Annotated in this window: 12 protein-coding genes; 4 read left to right on the forward strand and 8 right to left on the reverse strand. The window is 69.1% G+C overall.

Annotated elements, in window-relative coordinates; all coding sequences use genetic code 11:
- From C1H66_RS02305 to C1H66_RS02315, 3 genes are all read left to right on the forward strand, one after another.
- A partial coding sequence (locus tag C1H66_RS02305) for a 2-dehydropantoate 2-reductase (RefSeq protein WP_102626302.1) occupies positions 1-851 on the forward strand: 851 nt, incomplete at its 5' end.
- Between the two features lie 99 nt (positions 852-950).
- Entirely contained in the window at positions 951-1,526 is a 576-nt protein-coding gene (locus tag C1H66_RS02310) for a hypothetical protein (protein WP_102626303.1), read from the forward strand.
- A 145-nt stretch (positions 1,527-1,671) separates the two neighbouring features.
- Positions 1,672-2,331: a peroxiredoxin gene (locus C1H66_RS02315; protein ID WP_102626304.1), complete on the forward strand. Its 660-nt coding sequence runs from the start codon at positions 1,672-1,674 to the stop codon at positions 2,329-2,331.
- A 77-nt stretch (positions 2,332-2,408) separates the two neighbouring features.
- Here the strand turns inward: C1H66_RS02315 and ppc are convergent, their stop codons facing one another.
- The 5 genes from ppc to cysM are packed head-to-tail and all read right to left on the reverse strand — an operon-like array spanning position 2,409 to position 10,577.
- On the reverse strand, positions 2,409-5,057 hold the full coding sequence (ppc, locus tag C1H66_RS02320) for a phosphoenolpyruvate carboxylase (protein WP_102626305.1): 2,649 nt from the start codon (positions 5,055-5,057) through the stop codon (positions 2,409-2,411).
- The gene (mazG, locus tag C1H66_RS02325) at positions 5,054-5,986 is read right to left on the reverse strand and encodes a nucleoside triphosphate pyrophosphohydrolase (RefSeq protein ID WP_102626306.1); all 933 of its coding nucleotides are present in this window, start codon (positions 5,984-5,986) and stop codon (positions 5,054-5,056) included. The genes ppc and mazG overlap by 4 nt, the downstream gene beginning before the upstream one ends.
- Positions 5,983-8,259, reverse strand: a complete 2,277-nt coding sequence (relA, locus tag C1H66_RS02330; protein WP_102626307.1) for a GTP diphosphokinase — start codon at positions 8,257-8,259, stop codon at positions 5,983-5,985. Before relA ends, mazG begins: the two co-directional genes overlap by 4 nt.
- Positions 8,252-9,679, reverse strand: coding sequence for a TRAM domain-containing protein (locus C1H66_RS02335; protein ID WP_102626308.1), 1,428 nt, complete (start codon positions 9,677-9,679; stop codon positions 8,252-8,254). The genes relA and C1H66_RS02335 overlap by 8 nt, the downstream gene beginning before the upstream one ends.
- A gap of 1 nt (position 9,680) precedes the next feature.
- Positions 9,681-10,577: a cysteine synthase CysM gene (cysM, locus tag C1H66_RS02340; RefSeq protein WP_102626309.1), complete on the reverse strand. Its 897-nt coding sequence runs from the start codon at positions 10,575-10,577 to the stop codon at positions 9,681-9,683.
- A gap of 116 nt (positions 10,578-10,693) precedes the next feature.
- Here cysM and C1H66_RS02345 point away from each other — a divergent pair, with 116 nt between their 5' ends.
- Positions 10,694-13,426, forward strand: a complete 2,733-nt coding sequence (locus C1H66_RS02345) for an ATP-binding protein (RefSeq protein WP_102626310.1) — start codon at positions 10,694-10,696, stop codon at positions 13,424-13,426.
- Here C1H66_RS02345 and acpS read toward each other — a convergent pair.
- The 3 genes from acpS to recO are packed head-to-tail and all read right to left on the reverse strand — an operon-like array spanning position 13,366 to position 15,279.
- Complete coding sequence (gene acpS / locus C1H66_RS02350) at positions 13,366-13,743, reverse strand: holo-ACP synthase (RefSeq protein WP_102626311.1); 378 nt, start codon at positions 13,741-13,743, stop codon at positions 13,366-13,368. The two genes, C1H66_RS02345 and acpS, sit on opposite strands and share 61 nt — an antisense overlap.
- Positions 13,740-14,540 (reverse strand): pyridoxine 5'-phosphate synthase, encoded by an 801-nt coding sequence (gene pdxJ, locus C1H66_RS02355; RefSeq protein WP_102626312.1) that lies wholly within the window; start codon positions 14,538-14,540, stop codon positions 13,740-13,742. The genes acpS and pdxJ overlap by 4 nt, the downstream gene beginning before the upstream one ends.
- A gap of 37 nt (positions 14,541-14,577) precedes the next feature.
- On the reverse strand, positions 14,578-15,279 hold the full coding sequence (gene recO, locus C1H66_RS02360; protein ID WP_102626313.1) for a DNA repair protein RecO: 702 nt from the start codon (positions 15,277-15,279) through the stop codon (positions 14,578-14,580).
- Positions 15,280-15,295 lie beyond the last annotated feature (16 nt).

The raw sequence follows: 15,295 nt of genomic DNA on the forward strand, positions 1-15,295 counted from the left end.
TGAGCCTGGCGAAGAATGGCCGGGTGACGCTGGTCGGCCGGCGCCCGCTGCCCGTCGCGCAGACGCTGATCACACCGGAGGGGGAGGTGCTCACGCGGTCCGTGCCGACACTCCTCCTGGACCGGCTGCCATCGCTCACCGCCGACGTCGTGCACCTGGCCACCAAGGCCTACGCCGCCGATGCCGCCCATGCGGCCATCGCTCCGCGGCTCGCCCCGGGGACGCCGCTGGTGCTGTGGCAGAACGGCTTCGACTGTCAGCCGCGGCTGAACGAGCGCCACGACGGCCCGGTACTGTGTGCCACCACCACCGAGGGGGCCTGGCTCGCCGGCGATGACCGCGTGGTGCATGCCGGCCATGGAGTCACCTTCCTCGGCGATCTGGCCAATCACCACCTCCCGCTGGCTCGCTCGCTGGCCACCACCCTCGCGGCGGCCGGCTTGACCACCGAGGCGGTACCCGACATCCGCATCCGCCTGTGGCGAAAACTCGCCGTGAACGCCGCCATCAACCCGCTGGTGGCACGCTTTCGCATCCGCAACGGCCAGTTGCGCGACCGGCCCTTCCGGCCCATGGTCGAGGCAGTCATCGAGGAGGTTGCGGCGATCATGGCCGCCGAGGGCATCGCCCCGCCCGACGGCGCCGGTGCCGCCGGCTGGCGCGTCCTGGTCTGGCAGGTGGTGGCGGGCACCGCCGCCAACCGTGCCTCGATGCTGCAGGACGTACTGGCCGGCCGACCCACCGAGCGCGAGGCGATCCTCGGCCCGCTGCTGGCGGCGGCGAGACGTCATGGTATCGAGGCCCCACGACTGGTCGAACTCGTTCGGGCGATCCCCGACGGCCCACGTTGAACCAGCGCCTGGCAGGTCCGGAACGACCCTGCTAACCTGTTGACACTACTCGTAACGAGCAAGCGGACTCTAGGAGCCTCGCGCTCAGGGTCGGGGATCATGAAACCGGGTTTCCCACTTGCCATTGCCCTGGCAACCAGTCTGACCCTCTTCTCGTCACCGCTGCTGGCGGATGTCGGCACCCCTTCCTATGCCGGCAAGGCCACCGACCTGATGTACCTCGACAACGGGATGGTGCTCGAAGGACGTGATCTCGAGTCGCCGGACGGCTATACCTCGGGATTCCGCCTCACCGCCGGCTTCTCGCCGCTGGCCCTGCCCCGACTCGATCTCGGCGCCGAATTCACCTACCGCGAGAGCGACGAGGTGCCGGCCCGTTTCGGCGACCAGCCGATGATCCTCAACACCACCAGCCTCGGTGGCAGCCTCGTCGCCGGCGTTCGCCTCGGGCACCTGGGTCTCTATGCCAAGTCGGGCTTCGCCGAATGGGAGGGCGACCCGATCAATCGACCCGACCCCTTCGCCATGGCCACCGCCGGTACCGCCCGCGTGCAGGGCTTCGGTGCCCGTCTGCAGCTCAACCGCCTGGTCAGCCGGCTGGAGTTCGAGGAGATCGACGCGCCGAGCATGGCACATCTCAACCTGATCACCGCCTCGCTCCACTACCCCTTCTAGGTCCCCGACCACCTCGGTCGCCCCGACCCTTGACCCGGGGGCGGCTTCTGGGTGCATGCTCTATATTCAATCAGCCGGACAGGCGATCCCGCCGGACGGGATCCTTGCCACACGACATCATCCACCCGCACCGGGAGCCACGACGATGAGCCTCAGAATTGGTGATACCGCGCCGGACTTCACCGCCCAGACCACCCAAGGCACCCTGAACTTCCACGAATGGATCGGCGACAGCTGGTGCATTCTCTTCTCCCACCCCAAGGACTTCACCCCGGTCTGTACCACCGAGCTCGGCTACATGGCGAAGCTGAAGCCCGAATTCGACAAGCGCAATACCAGGATCATCGGCCTGTCGGTGGACCCGGTCGACAACCACACCGCCTGGTCGAAGGACATCGAGGAGACCCAGGGGGCGGCGCCCAACTACCCGATGATCGGCGACGAAACGCTGGAGGTCGCCAAGCTCTACGACATGCTGCCGGCCGAGCTCGAAGGCACGGCCGAGGGACGCACGCCCGCCGACAATGCCACCGTGCGCTCGGTGTTCGTCATCGGACCCGACAAGAAGGTCAAGGCGATGCTCGTCTACCCGATGACCACCGGGCGGGACTTCAACGAGGTGCTGCGCCTGCTGGATTCCGTGCAGCTGACGGCCAAGCACACCCTGGCCACCCCGGTGAACTGGCGGCCGGGCGAAGACCTCATCATCCCACCGTCGGTCAGCGACGAGGAGGCCCGCAGGAAGTACCCGGAAGGCTTCACCACCCTGAAACCCTACCTGCGTACGGTCAAGCAGCCCTCCTGACGGCCAGTCGGCCGACAGCGCAGCGCCCCGGCCACTGGCCGGGGCGCTGCGCTTCGAACACCGCGAAAGCACCGGCCTCAGCCGGTATTGCGCAGCCCGGCGGCGATCCCGGCCATGGTCACCATCAGCGCCCGTGACAGGTCCGCGCTGATCGCCCCGTCGGCATCCCGGTTGCGCTGCAGCAGCTCGGCCTGCAGGCCATGGAGGGGATCGATGTAGGGGTTGCGCACCTCGATGGCCTGGCGAATCAACGGCGTATTCTCGAGCAGCTCCTGCTGGTCGAGGACCTGGAGCAGCACCTCGTGCAGCCGGGTGAAGCGGTTGCGCAGCTTCTCGCCCAGCGCCTTGAGCGAGGGCTCGTCGACCAGGCGATTCTCGTAGTAGGCGGCGATGCCCACGTCGGCCTTGGCCAGCAGCATCTCGAGCATGTCCAGGTAGGTGCCGAAGAAGGGCCACTGGTCGCGCATCTCCCGCAGTACCTCGAGCCCTCCCTCGTCCTCCAGGCGTCGGGCGAACGCCTCGCCGCTGCCCAGCCAGGCCGGCAACATCAGCCGGGTCTGGGTCCAGGCGAAGATCCAGGGAATCGCCCGCAGGGTCTCCACCCCACCGTCCTGGCGCCGCTTGGTGGGCCGCGAGCCGAGCGGTAACCGCCCGAGGGCCCCCTCCGGCGTCACCGCACGGAAGTAGGGCACGAAATCGGGATCCTCGCGCACCACCCCCACGTAGGCGCCATGGGCGACCGCGGCCAGCCGATCCATCTCCTCGCGCCACTCGGGACGCGGGGCCGGCGGCGGCAGCAGGGTCGCCTCGAGCACCGCACAGGCATAGATCTCCATGGAGCGCAGGGCGATGTCCGGCTGGCCGAACTTGAAGCGAATCATCTCGCCCTGCTCGGTCACCCTCAGACTGCCGTTCACCGAGCCGGGCGGCTGGGAGAGGATCGCCGCATGGGCCGGGCCGCCACCGCGCCCCACGGTGCCCCCCCGGCCATGGAACAGCGTCAGGTCGACGCCGTGGCGGCGACACACCTCCACCAGGGTCTCCTGGGCGCGATACTGGGCCCAGGCCGCCGCCAGCTGGCCGGCATCCTTGGCGGAGTCCGAGTAGCCGATCATCACCTCCTGGCCGTCGCCGACCAGCCCCCGATAACCGGGCAGCGCCAACAGCCGGTCGATCACCTCGCCGGCATGATTGAGGTCGTCGAGGGTCTCGAACAGCGGCGCGATGGGCAGGCGCACGTCGCCACCCACCTCCTTCATCAGCAACGCCACGGTGAGCACGTCCGACGGCTGGGCCGCCATGGAGATGATGTAGGTGCCCAACGCCTCGGGCTGCTCGGCGGCCACGATCCGGAAGGTGTCGATCACCTCCCGGGACTCGGTGGAACAGTCCCAGCGTCGGGGAATCAGTGGCCGACGGGAAGCGAGCTCCTCGAGCAGGAACTCCTGGCGCTGCTGCTCGCTCCACTCCCGATAGCGGCCGAGGCCCAGGCAGTCGGTGAGCTCCTCCATTACCTGGGCATGCCGACTCGCCTCCTGGCGAAGGTCGAGCTTGGTCAGGGTGACGCCGAACACGGCGACCCGCCGCAGGGTGTCGAGCAGCACCCCGTTGGCGATGGTGTCGAGTCCCACGTCGCACAGCGAGCGGTAGCAGGTCAGCAGCGGCGCGTAGAGCTGGTCACGATTCTCGATGATTGGGCCGCCCTCGAAACTGCGCCCGTCGAGCTCGGCCTTGGCCCAGTCGCGCGTTGCCTCGATGCGGCTCACCAGGCGCTTGAGCAGCTCCCGGTACGGCTCCGCCACATCGCCCACCTCGGCCTTGAGCGCACTGTTGGCCTTCCACATGGAGAGTTCGGCCTTGAGCTGCTCGAGATCGCGCAGGTAGAGGTCCGCGGCCATCCAGCGGCCCAGCAGCAGCACCTCCCGCGTGACCCGGGCGGTGACATTGGGGTTGCCATCGCGGTCGCCGCCCATCCAGGAGGCGAAACGGATCGGCGCCGCATCGAGCGGCAGCCGCTCGCCGGCGGTCTCGAGCAGCAGGTTGTCGAGATCGCGGTGGAAATCCGGCACCGCCTGCCACAGTGAGTTCTCGATCACCGCGAAGCCCCACTTGGCCTCGTCCACCGGGGTCGGCCGCTCGTGGCGAATCTCGTCGGTGTGCCAGGCCTGGCTGATCAGTTCCTCGAGTCGCCCCTCCGCCCGCACGCCACGCTCCAGGTAGTCGGTGGAGGACTCGATGGCGGTGAGGCAGTCGTCGATGGCGTCGTACTTCTGGATCAGGGTGCGCCGGATGACCTCGGTGGGGTGGGCGGTGAGCACCAGCTCGACACGCATGCCGGCGAGGCTCTCGACCAGCTTGCGCGGCGAGTGGCCTGACCGGCGGGCGCGCTCGAGCAGCTCGGAGAGCACCGGCTGGGAACCCGGCTTGTAGTCCTCGACACGGCGGAAACGCGCCCGGTAATGCTGCTCGGCGATATTGGCCAGGTTGAGAAACTGGTTGAAGGCCCGGGTCACCGGCAGCAGGTCGCGATCGGGCAGTCGGCGCAGGTACTCGATCAGCTCGCGACGGCTCTGCTGGTCGCCCTGGCGACCGCGCTTGGCGAAACCGCGGATGGTCTCGATCTTGTCGACGAACCCGGTGCCGAGGTCATCGGCGATGGTACGGCCCAGGCTGTCGCCCAGGATACGAACATTGTCACGCAGCGATTCGTGCAGGTCGTAGCTCATGACCGGCGATCTCCGGGGTTGTCATTGCAATGGGCTGGAACAGGACCGCGGGTGGGCTCGGCCGAGGCCTCGCCCCCCTTGGCCGCCTGCCAGTGGCGCTCCATGGCCTCGAGGCCGGCCTCGGGCAGCGCCACCCCCTCGGCGGCCAGGGCGGTTTCCACATGGCGGAAGCGGCGCTCGAACTTGGCATTGGTGGCGCGCAGGCACTGCTCGGGGTCGGCCTTGAGGGTGCGAGCCAGGTTGATCACCGCGAACAGCAGATCACCCACCTCCTCGGCGGCGTGATCGCGGTCACCCTCGGCCAGCGCCTGCTCGACCTCGTCGAGCTCCTCGCGGATCTTGGCCAGCACCCCGCGGGCATCGGGCCAGTCGAAGCCGACCCGAGCGGCACGCCTGGAGAGCTTGGCGGCCCGGGACAGCGCCGGGAGGGTACGCGGAATATCATCCAATACCGAAGCCTCGGCGCTGTCTCGCACCGCGGCCGCGTCGCCGTCGGCGGCGGCACGCGCGGCGCGCTCCTCGGCCTTGAGCGACTCCCAGCGCGAGCTGACCTGGCGGGTCTCGACCTGCTCGGCGGTGACACCGGGCGGGCGGCGCGAGGCCAGGGTGCCGTCGGGAAACACATGAGGGTGGCGGCGCAGCATCTTGGCGGTCAGCGTGTGCACCACGTCGTGGAAATCGAAGCGCCCTTCCTCGGCAGCGAACTGCGCGTAGTAGACCACCTGGAACAGCAGGTCGCCGAGCTCGGCGGGCAACTCGTCGAAGGCGCACCGCTCGATGACATCGGCCACCTCGTAGGCCTCCTCCAGGGTATGGGGCACGATGGAGCCCCAATCCTGCTCGAGGTCCCAGGGGCAGCCGTCATCGGGGTCGCGCAGCACCGCCATCAGCGTCAGCAGGTCGTCGAGGGCGTAACGTGGCTCGCTCATGCGGACCTCCCCCTGCGCTTGCCCTGCTTGCCACCGCTGCGCAGCCGCCGCACCTCGATGACGTTGGGCAGTTGCTGGATGCGCGAGAAGAGCCGCCCCAGGGTCTCGAGGCCATCGACCTCGACGGTGATCGCCATGCGGGCGATGCCGTCGTCGGTGTCGGTCAGGGTGTTGACCGAGAGCACGTTGACCTTGTCGTTGCTGAGCACGCCGGTCACATCGCGCAGCAGGCCGGAACGGTCCCAGGCCTGGATCTCGATGTCCACCGGGTACTGGGTCCGGGCCCGCTCGCCCCACTCCACCTCGATGATGCGCTGGGGCTCGTCCATGCGCAGTTGCAGGATATTGGGGCAGTCCTGACGGTGCACGGTGACGCCGCGGCCCTGGGTGATGAAGCCGACGATCGACTCGCCCGGCACGGGATGGCAGCAGTTGGCCATGCTGGTCTTGAGGTTACCGACGCCGAGCACCGTGATGTCGCTGCCGGCCCCCTTGCCGGCGGCCTTGCGCGGCTTGGCCAGCAACCGGTCGAGCTGCTCCTGATCGTCGCTCTCGCCGAACAGCTGCTGGGCCTGGTGCAACACCTGGCCGATGCGCAGGTCCCCGGCACCGAGCGCCGCGTACATGTCGTCCGGGGTCGTGTAGTTGACCTTGCGGGCCAGGGTCTCGAGGTCCATGCCCTCGACGTCGAGCCGTTTCATCTCGCGGTCGAAGAGTGCCCGCCCCTCCTCGAGGTTCTGGTCGCGGGCCTGGTGCTTGAACCAGGCCTGGATCTTGGCCCGCGCCCGGGAGGTGCGGACATAACCGAGGCTGGGGTTGAGCCAGTCGCGGCTCGGCCCCCCCTTGCTGGCGGTGAGGATCTCCACCTGCTGGCCGGTCTTGAGCTTGTAGGTGAGCGGCACGATGCGCCCGTTGACCTTGGCCCCGCGGCAGCGATGGCCCACTTCGGTGTGCACCCGATAGGCGAAGTCGATGGGCGTGGCGATGCGTGGCAGGTCGATGACGTGGCCGTCCGGCGTGAAGACGTAGATGCGATCCGGCGCGACGTCGCTGGAGAGGCCTTCGCGGATGTCGCCGAAGTCGCCGACCTCCTCCTGCCACTCGAGCACCTGGCGCAGCCAGGCGATCTTCTCCTCGTAGCTCGAACTCTTGCCCCCGGTATCGTGCCCCTTGTAGCGCCAGTGGGCGCAGACGCCCAGCTCGGCCTCGTCGTGCATGGCGAAGGTACGGATCTGGATCTCCAGCACCTTGTTCTCGGGCCCCATCACCGCGGTGTGCAGCGACTGGTAGCCGTTCTTCTTGGGGTTGGCGATGTAGTCGTCGAACTCGTTGGGCACGTGGTGCCAGCGCGAATGCACCAGGCCGAGCACGGTGTAGCAGTCGGCCACCTCGGGCACCAGGATGCGTACCGCGCGGATGTCGTGGACCTGGGAAAAGTCGATGCGCTTGCGCTTCATCTTGCGCCAGATCGAATAGATGTGCTTCGCCCGTCCGTCGACGTCGTAGCGCGCGATGCCCTGGGCATCGAGCATCCCCTTGAGGGTCTCCACCACGTCGTGGATGTAACGGTCGCGATCGAGGCGCTTCTCGGCCAACTGCCGGGCGATGGCCTTGTAGTCGTCCTCGTGCAGGTAGCGGAAGGAGAGGTCCTCGAGCTCCCACTTGAGCTGGCCGATGCCGAGGCGATGAGCCAGGGGGGCATAGATGTCGAACACTTCCCGGGCGACCCGTTGGCACTTCTCCCGAGGGGCATCCTTGACCTGACGCAGCGCACAGGTGCGCTCGGCGATCTTGATCAGGGCGACGCGCACGTCGTCGATCATGGTGACCAGCATCTTGCGCAGGTTGTCCTGCTGATCATGCTGGCTCATGCCGTGGCTGGGCAGCTGCGAGGTACTGATGGCCGCCATCTGCAATACGCCACCGATCAGCGCGGCGACCTCCTCGCCGAAGCGCTTGCCGACCGCCTCGAGCTCGATCAACCCCTCGCGCACGGCGCGGTAGAGCACCGCCGCTTCCAGGGCGGCCTGGTCGAGCCGCAGCTCGCCGAGGATATCGGCCATCTCCAGCCCCATGCGAAAGCTCGAGCCATCGACCAGCCAGGTGCGGTGAGGGCGGTCGGACTCCCTCTCCAGCGTCTGGGCGAGCTGGCAGGCCTCGCGCATCTCCGCCGCATCACGCAGCTTGACGTCTTCCTGCAGGCGCTCGATCCACTGATCGATATCGACCCGCCCGGTGTCACTCAGCGGCTGGTCTTCACGGACTTTAACCATCGGGTGTGGCTCCTAGCGGCTGCCGCCCTGTCCGCGGGTGCTCGAACAGCAGCATGGATTCCAGGTGTGAGGTGTGGGCAAACATGTCGGCCACCGCGAGGCGGCTGGGCCGGTAACCTCCATGCACGAGCCGTGCCGCATCCCGTGCCAGCGTCGCCGGATCGCAGGAGACGTAGAGCAGGCGAGGCACCGGATGCTCGACGAGCGTCCGGCAGACGGCCTCCGCCCCGTCGCGGGGCGGGTCCAGCACCACCACCCCCGGCGGGTCCCGGGTCAACAGCTCGGCGACGCCCCCGGCCCGGCCCAGGTCGGTCTGGCGAGTGAGCACCTCGAGATCGTTGCGTCGGGCATTTCCGGCCAGCCGCTCGACCATCGCGGGACTGCCCTCCACGGCGGTGACCCGGGCACCGGCTGCGGCCAGCGGCAGGCTGAAGTTGCCCACCCCGGCGAAGAGATCCAGGAGTGCCAGCCCCTCGACATCACCGAGCCAGGCCAGGGCGGTCTGGATCAGCTGCCGGTTGACCTCGGCGTTGGCTTGCAGGAAATCGCCCGGGGCGAAGCCCAGGGTGAGCGCCTCGCCGGGGCCGGGCACCCGGCAGCTCAGCGCCGGCGCCGGTGTCAGCCACTCGAGCCGGGGCGTCTCGCGTCCCAGCAGCCGAGCCAGGTGCAGGCCATGGCGTTCGGCGAAGGCCAGCCAGCGGCCCCGGTCGGCGTCGTGCTCACGCAGCTGGCGCAGCACCAGCACCACCCCCTGGTCGCTCTCCAGCAACTCCAGGTGGCCAGCCTGGCGCGGCGCCTCGAGGCTTGCCACCAGAGCGTGCAACGGGGTCAGCAGGGCGCTCAGCGACGGCACCAGAATGGTGCAGTCGGTGATGTCCACCAGGCGGTGACTATGGCGGGCGCGAAAGCCGAGATGCACGCCCCCTTCGGCATCGACCTTGACGCCCAGGCGTGCGCGGCGACGGTAGCCCTCGCCCGCCCCGGCGAGCAGCTGCGGTGCCAGCGGCGGCTCGATGCCCTGACGGGCGAGCAGCTCGAGCAGCACCGCGACCTTGTGGTGCCGCTGGGCGTCGAGGGCCAGGTGCTGGAGATCGCAGCCGCCGCAGCGGCCGAAGTGCGCGCAGGGCGGCGTGACCCGCTGCGGCGAGGGGGTGACGAGCTCGCGCACATGGCCCTCGTCGAAGCGCTTGCGGGCACGATGCACGGCCACCTCGAGCCGCTCGCCGGGCAGCGCCCCGTCGACGAACAGGGTCTTGCCGGCCGCCGTATGCGCCACCCCGCGGCCATCATGGGCCAGCCGCTCGATGGTCACCGGCCCGTCGCCGTCCACGCGGGGCGACGCCGGCGCTGACTGGCGCCCCTGCAGCCCGGAAACGCCGGAGCGCATCCGTGCCGGGCGCCGCTTGCCCAGTCTCGCCACCTCAGAGCTCCGGAGCGAAGAGACCGGTGGAGAGGTAGCGATCTCCCCGGTCGCAGACGATGAACACGATCACGGCATTCTCGACCTCGGCAGCCACCCGCAGGGCACCGGCCAGGGCACCGCCAGAGGAGACCCCGGCGAGGATGCCCTCCTCGCGGGCCAGGCGCCGCATGTGCTCCTCGGCCTCGTACTGCCCGATATCCAGCACCCGGTCGACCCGGCTGGCATCGAAGATGCTCGGCAGGTACGCCTGGGGCCAGCGGCGGATGCCGGCGATGCTGGCGCCATCCTCGGGCTGCAGGCCGACGATCTGCACCTCGGGGTTCTGCTCCTTGAGGTACTTCGATACGCCCATGATGGTGCCGGTGGTCCCCATGGAACTGACGAAGTGGGTGATGGCACCGTCGGTCTGCTCCCAGAGCTCCGGCCCCGTACCGCGATAGTGGGCCAGGGGGTTGTCGGGGTTGGCGAACTGGTTCAGCGGCTTGCCATCGCCGCGGGCGATCATGGCCTCGGCGAGGTCGCGGGCCTCCTCCATCCCCCCCTCCTTGCTGACGGAGATCAGCGTCGCGCCGAACGCCGCCATGGCCTGCTTGCGTTCACTGGAGGCGCTCTCGGGCATGATCAGCACCATCCGGTAGCCCTTGATCGCGGCGGCCATGGCGAGCGCAATACCGGTATTGCCGGACGTGGCTTCGACGAGGGTGTCACCCGGGGCGATCTCGCCGCGCGCCTCGGCCTGCTCGAGCATGGAGAGCGCTGGACGGTCCTTTACCGAGCCGGCCGGGTTGTTGCCCTCGAGCTTGGCCAGCAGGGTATTGTTGCGTCCGGCGGTGATGCGCTTGAGGCGGACCAGCGGCGTATGACCGACGACATCCTCGATGGTAGGGAAATGCATGCAACCTTCCTTGTGGAAACGTCTTTTCGGCATTATATCCGGGCCATCCCGGAGTGGACAGGCATCCTCGCTCCCTGTGTCATACTGTCCTGAAATCAATACCGAAGAGCCCGCCGATGTCGCTCAAGAACCGACTGTTCGTGCTGCTGCTGGGCCTGCCGCTGCTGCTCCTTTCCGGTCTCACCGGAATCGCCCTCCACCTGGAGTCCGAGCATCGCCGGCAGGTCCTGCACGAGCGTCTCGCCACCGCCGTCGACCTGCTCGCTCCGGAGCTGAATGCCGCCCTGGCCGAGGAGGACCACCCGGCACTCGAAGCGGTGGCCGGGCGCCTGCTCGACCTGGAGGAGATCCGGGCGGTGGGCATCCGGGACGCCACGGGAACGCCACGGCTCGAGCTCGGACGGCTGCGCGCGGCCCCGCTGCCCGCCGACGCGGGGGGAGTCCACCTGGATACCGACGGTAGCCTGTGGCGCCTGCAGGCTCCACTCTCCGCGGGAGCGGCGGATCGCCCTACTCCGACCTGGCTGGAACTCGACATCGATGCCATGCCCCTGGTGCTGAACCACTACCGGCGCCTGGCCAGTGCCGGGCTGGGCCTGCTGGTGACCGGGTTGCTGCTGTGGCTGATCGCCTATATCACCAGCCGCCGCCTGATCGCCCCGGTCCAGGCCGCCGATCGGGCCCTGGAGCGGCTGGCCAACGGCGACAACCCGCCGCCTCTCACCTGCGCCTCCCCCCCCGAGCTGGCCGGGCTGGCCGGTCGCGTCAATGCCCTGTCCGATCACCTGGACCGCGCCCGGGATGAGGTCCAACGCCAGATCGAACAGACCACCGCCGAGCTGCAGGAGTCGATGGAGACCATCGAGGTCCAGAACATCGAGCTCGACATGGCCCATCGCCGGGCACTCGAGGCGAGCCGCATCAAGTCGGAGTTTCTCGCCAACATGAGCCACGAGATCCGCACGCCGCTCAACGGCATCATCGGCTTCTGCCGCCTGCTCGGGCGCTCGCGGCTCGAGCCGCGCCAGCGCGAGTGGCTCGATCACGTCCATCGCGCCTGCGACAACCTGCTGATGCTGGTCAACGACGTGCTCGACTTCTCGAAGATCGAGGCCGGCCGGCTCGAACTCGAGCACGTACCGCTGGACATGGTGATGCTGGTGGACGAGGTCCTTGCCCTGCAGGCGCCCCAGGCCCATCAGAAGGACCTGCAACTGATCGGACTGGTCTACGACGACGTCCCCGCCACCCTGAGCGGCGATCCGCTGCGCATCCGGCAGGTGTTGACCAATCTGGTCAATAACGCCATCAAGTTCACCGAGCGGGGCGAGGTAATCGTACGGGTGATGGTGGAACAGGCCGAGCCCGGCCGGGTGACCCTGCGGGTCTGCGTCAGCGATACTGGCATCGGCCTCTCCCCCGAGAGTCGTAAGCGACTCTTCCAGGCCTTCCGCCAGGCCGACCCCAGCCACTCACGGGAGTTCGGCGGCACCGGCCTGGGATTGACCATCTGCCGTCAGTTGGTGGAACAGATGGGCGGCGAGATCGGCGTGGAGAGCGAACCCGGCGAGGGCTCGACCTTCGCCTTCACCCTGCCGCTGGAAGGCGACGAGAGCCGCGAGCGCCCCCCGGAACTGCAGCTCTCCGGCGAGACGGTACTGCTCGACGAGCCGCATCCCGCCACCCGCCGGGCGCTGCATCACCTGCTCACCCGCTGGGGGGCCCGGGTGATCGACGCCGGGCAGTCGCCGGACCGCGCGTGCTCGCCTGCGCTGCTGATGGCGGGTATCCCCCACCAGGCCCTCGATGCCGCGGGTCTCGCGACCTGGCAGCGCCGGCTCGACACCATCGCCTGCCCCGCCCTGCTGCTGGCCAACACCAGCCCCCTGGACCTGCCGCTGCTGGTTCCCCCACGGGGCGGCGAGGTGTTGAGCAAGCCGCTCTCCCGGGTCGCCCTGGTGGAGGCGGTGCAACGCCAGCTCGGCGGCGACCTGTCACCCACTCGCCCCGGTGCCGAGGCCGAGGGCGAGACGGGGCCGTTGCGCCTGTTGGTGGTGGATGACACCGAGTCCAATCGCGTGCTGCTGCGGGAACTGATCCAGCGTCCGGGGATCGAGGTGGAGCTGGCGGCGAGCGGCGAAGAGGCCCTGGCCATGGCCCAGGAACGGTGCTACGCCATGGTATTGATGGATATCCGCATGCCGGGCATGGACGGCGTCGAGACCACCCGGGCGCTGCGTCGGCTACAGGGGGCCTGGAACCACCTGCCCATCATCGCGGTCACCGCCCATGTGCTGGAGAACGAACGCCAGCGCCTGCTGGCCAATGGCCTCGATGACGTCCTGATCAAGCCGCTGGCCCCCCAGGGCCTGGCGGAGCTGCTTCAGCAGCATCTGGACCTGCCCGCCCTGCCGCTCCCGGAGGGCGATGCCACCCCTCCCGCGCGGGCGTCAGACGATGGCGAGCTGGCGGTGGTCGACCTGGACCTCGGCACCCGCCTCGCCGGCGGACGCGAGTCCCTGGCCCGGGAGCTGCTGGCACGCCTGTCGGGCTCGCTCCAGGAAAGCGAGCGGGAGATTCGCGAGGCGCTGGAACGCCGGGACGACGAGGCACTGCTCGACGCCATCCACGCCCTCAACGGCGCCTGCCGCTACTGCGGAGCGCCACGCCTGGCCCTGCTCGCCGAGACCCTGGAGACACGCCTTCGCTCACGGGGGCGGGAGGGCGTTACCCCGCTGCTCGACGATCTCTTCGCCGCCATGGCGGGACTGCGTGACTGGCAGGCGAATCAACCCTCGAGCACCACGAAGGCCACTGCCAGTTCCGCCTCGTCGGTCAACGACAAGTGAATGGAGCGCACACCGGCGACCCCGGCCAGTTCATGGGCCTTGCCGCTCAGCACCAGTGACGGGCGCCCCAGGGCATCGTTGACCACCTGGATCTCGGTCCAGCGCATGCCGCGCCGCAATCCGGTGCCCAACGCCTTGACGAAGGCTTCCTTGGCGGCGAAGCGCTTGGCCAGGAAGGCCGCCGGCAGGCCGTGGCCATGGAATCGCTCCAGCTCCTCCTCGCCCAGCAGGCGCAGGGCGAAGCGCGAGCCATGACGGGCCATGGCCGTCTCGAAGCGACCGATACGCGCGATATCGGTACCGACGCCGATGATCATCGGCAGCAGCCACCCGCCGCATCGTGCTCGTGATCATGGTCGTCGATGGCCGCCAGCAGGCCGGCCTCCTGACCGGCGACCGCCAGTCGCTTCATCTCGACCACCGCTTCCTTGAGGCCAACGAACAGGGCCCGGGCGATGATGGCATGGCCGATGTTGAGCTCGTGGATGCCGGGAATCGCCGCGATGGGCTCGACATTGTGGTAGTGCAGGCCGTGGCCGGCGTTGACGACCAGCCCCAGTTCGCCGGCCATTTCGGCTGCCGCGGAGAGCCGGGCATGCTCGCGGCGGGCGCGCTCCCCCGACGCCTCGGCATAGGCCCCGGTGTGCAGCTCGATCACCGGCGCACCGGCCCGCTGGGCCGCGTCTATCTGATCGGGCTCGGGGTCGATGAACAGCGACACCTCGCAGCCGGCATCGGCGAGCCGCCGGCAGGCCGCGGCGATGGCGTCGAAACCACCGACCACATCGAGCCCGCCTTCGGTGGTCAGCTCCTCACGCTTCTCCGGCACCAGGCAGACATGCGCCGGCCGCACCTCCTCGGCGAGACGGATCATCTCCTCGGTGACCGCCATCTCCAGGTTCATGCGGGTATTGAGCACCTCGGCCAGGATGCGCACGTCGCGCTCCTGGATATGGCGACGGTCCTCGCGCAGGTGGATGGTGATGCCGTCGGCGCCCGCCTCCTCGGCCAGCAGCGCGGCCTGAACCGGATCCGGATAGCGGGTGCCCCGCGCCTGGCGCAGGGTAGCGATATGATCGATGTTGACGCCGAGCAGGATGCGCGGGGGATGCATGCGGGATCTCCAGAGCGGATGGGATGAGAGGCGTGTATCAGTGTGGGCCGTTACGGCGTCGCGCGGCAAGCTCCTGCATCAGCGCCCGGGAACGCAGCGGGCGGACGCCGAGCAGCGGCGCCAGGGCCGCGCGGGTCAACGCCTTGGCCGGGCCGGCGAGTCCCGGCTCGCCCCAGTCGCCGGCGGCCAGCAAGCGCAGGGTACGGCCATCGATGCCCGGCTCACCGGGGACGAAGGCCCGCGAGGCGCGATCGAAGCGGTATCGGCGCTGGGGGTCCAGGCCGCGGCCATCGGGTTCGGCGAACCGTGGCGCAGCGTCCAGTGCCTCGAGCAGCGAGTGCTCCAGCCGACGCAGCGCCGCGGCGCGCCCTTCCGGGCGTGGCAGCGCCTCGAGCAGGGCGGTATAGAAGGCAAATACCTCGGCCACCGGAAACTCCACTGGCAGTACCCGGGTGAGCAGCTCGTTGGCATAGAGACCACAGAGCAGCCCCTCGCCGACCAGCAGGGCCGCCGCGCCGTGGCTCTCCATCAGGCGCAACCGCTTGAGCTCACCCTCGCCGACCCAGGTGACGTGCAGCGGCGCGAAGGGCTGCAACCGGGAGCGTGATCGACTCCCCGGGCGCTGCACTCCCTGGGCCACGGCCCGTACCCGGCCGTGCGCGAGCGTCAGCAGCTCGACCAGGGCACTGGTCTCGCGGTAGGGACGCTTATGGAGAAGGAATGCCGGCTCTGGCTGCATGGCCTTTCCGTGAGGT

The organism is Halomonas heilongjiangensis (assembly GCF_002879645.1).
GTDB lineage: Bacteria > Pseudomonadota > Gammaproteobacteria > Pseudomonadales > Halomonadaceae > Halomonas > Halomonas heilongjiangensis.

Bases quoted from the DNA above. Each gene is read 5' to 3' on its own strand.
- C1H66_RS02310 (WP_102626303.1), top strand. From the start codon at position 951: ATGAAACCGGGTTTCCCACTTGCCATTGCCCTGGCAACCAGTCTGACC.
- C1H66_RS02315 (WP_102626304.1), top strand. From the start codon at position 1,672: ATGAGCCTCAGAATTGGTGATACCGCGCCGGACTTCACCGCCCAGACC.
- ppc (WP_102626305.1), bottom strand. From the start codon at position 5,057: ATGAGCTACGACCTGCACGAATCGCTGCGTGACAATGTTCGTATCCTG.
- mazG (WP_102626306.1), bottom strand. From the start codon at position 5,986: ATGAGCGAGCCACGTTACGCCCTCGACGACCTGCTGACGCTGATGGCG.
- relA (WP_102626307.1), bottom strand. From the start codon at position 8,259: ATGGTTAAAGTCCGTGAAGACCAGCCGCTGAGTGACACCGGGCGGGTC.
- cysM (WP_102626309.1), bottom strand. From the start codon at position 10,577: ATGCATTTCCCTACCATCGAGGATGTCGTCGGTCATACGCCGCTGGTC.
- C1H66_RS02345 (WP_102626310.1), top strand. From the start codon at position 10,694: ATGTCGCTCAAGAACCGACTGTTCGTGCTGCTGCTGGGCCTGCCGCTG.
- acpS (WP_102626311.1), bottom strand. From the start codon at position 13,743: ATGATCATCGGCGTCGGTACCGATATCGCGCGTATCGGTCGCTTCGAG.
- pdxJ (WP_102626312.1), bottom strand. From the start codon at position 14,540: ATGCATCCCCCGCGCATCCTGCTCGGCGTCAACATCGATCATATCGCT.
- recO (WP_102626313.1), bottom strand. From the start codon at position 15,279: ATGCAGCCAGAGCCGGCATTCCTTCTCCATAAGCGTCCCTACCGCGAG.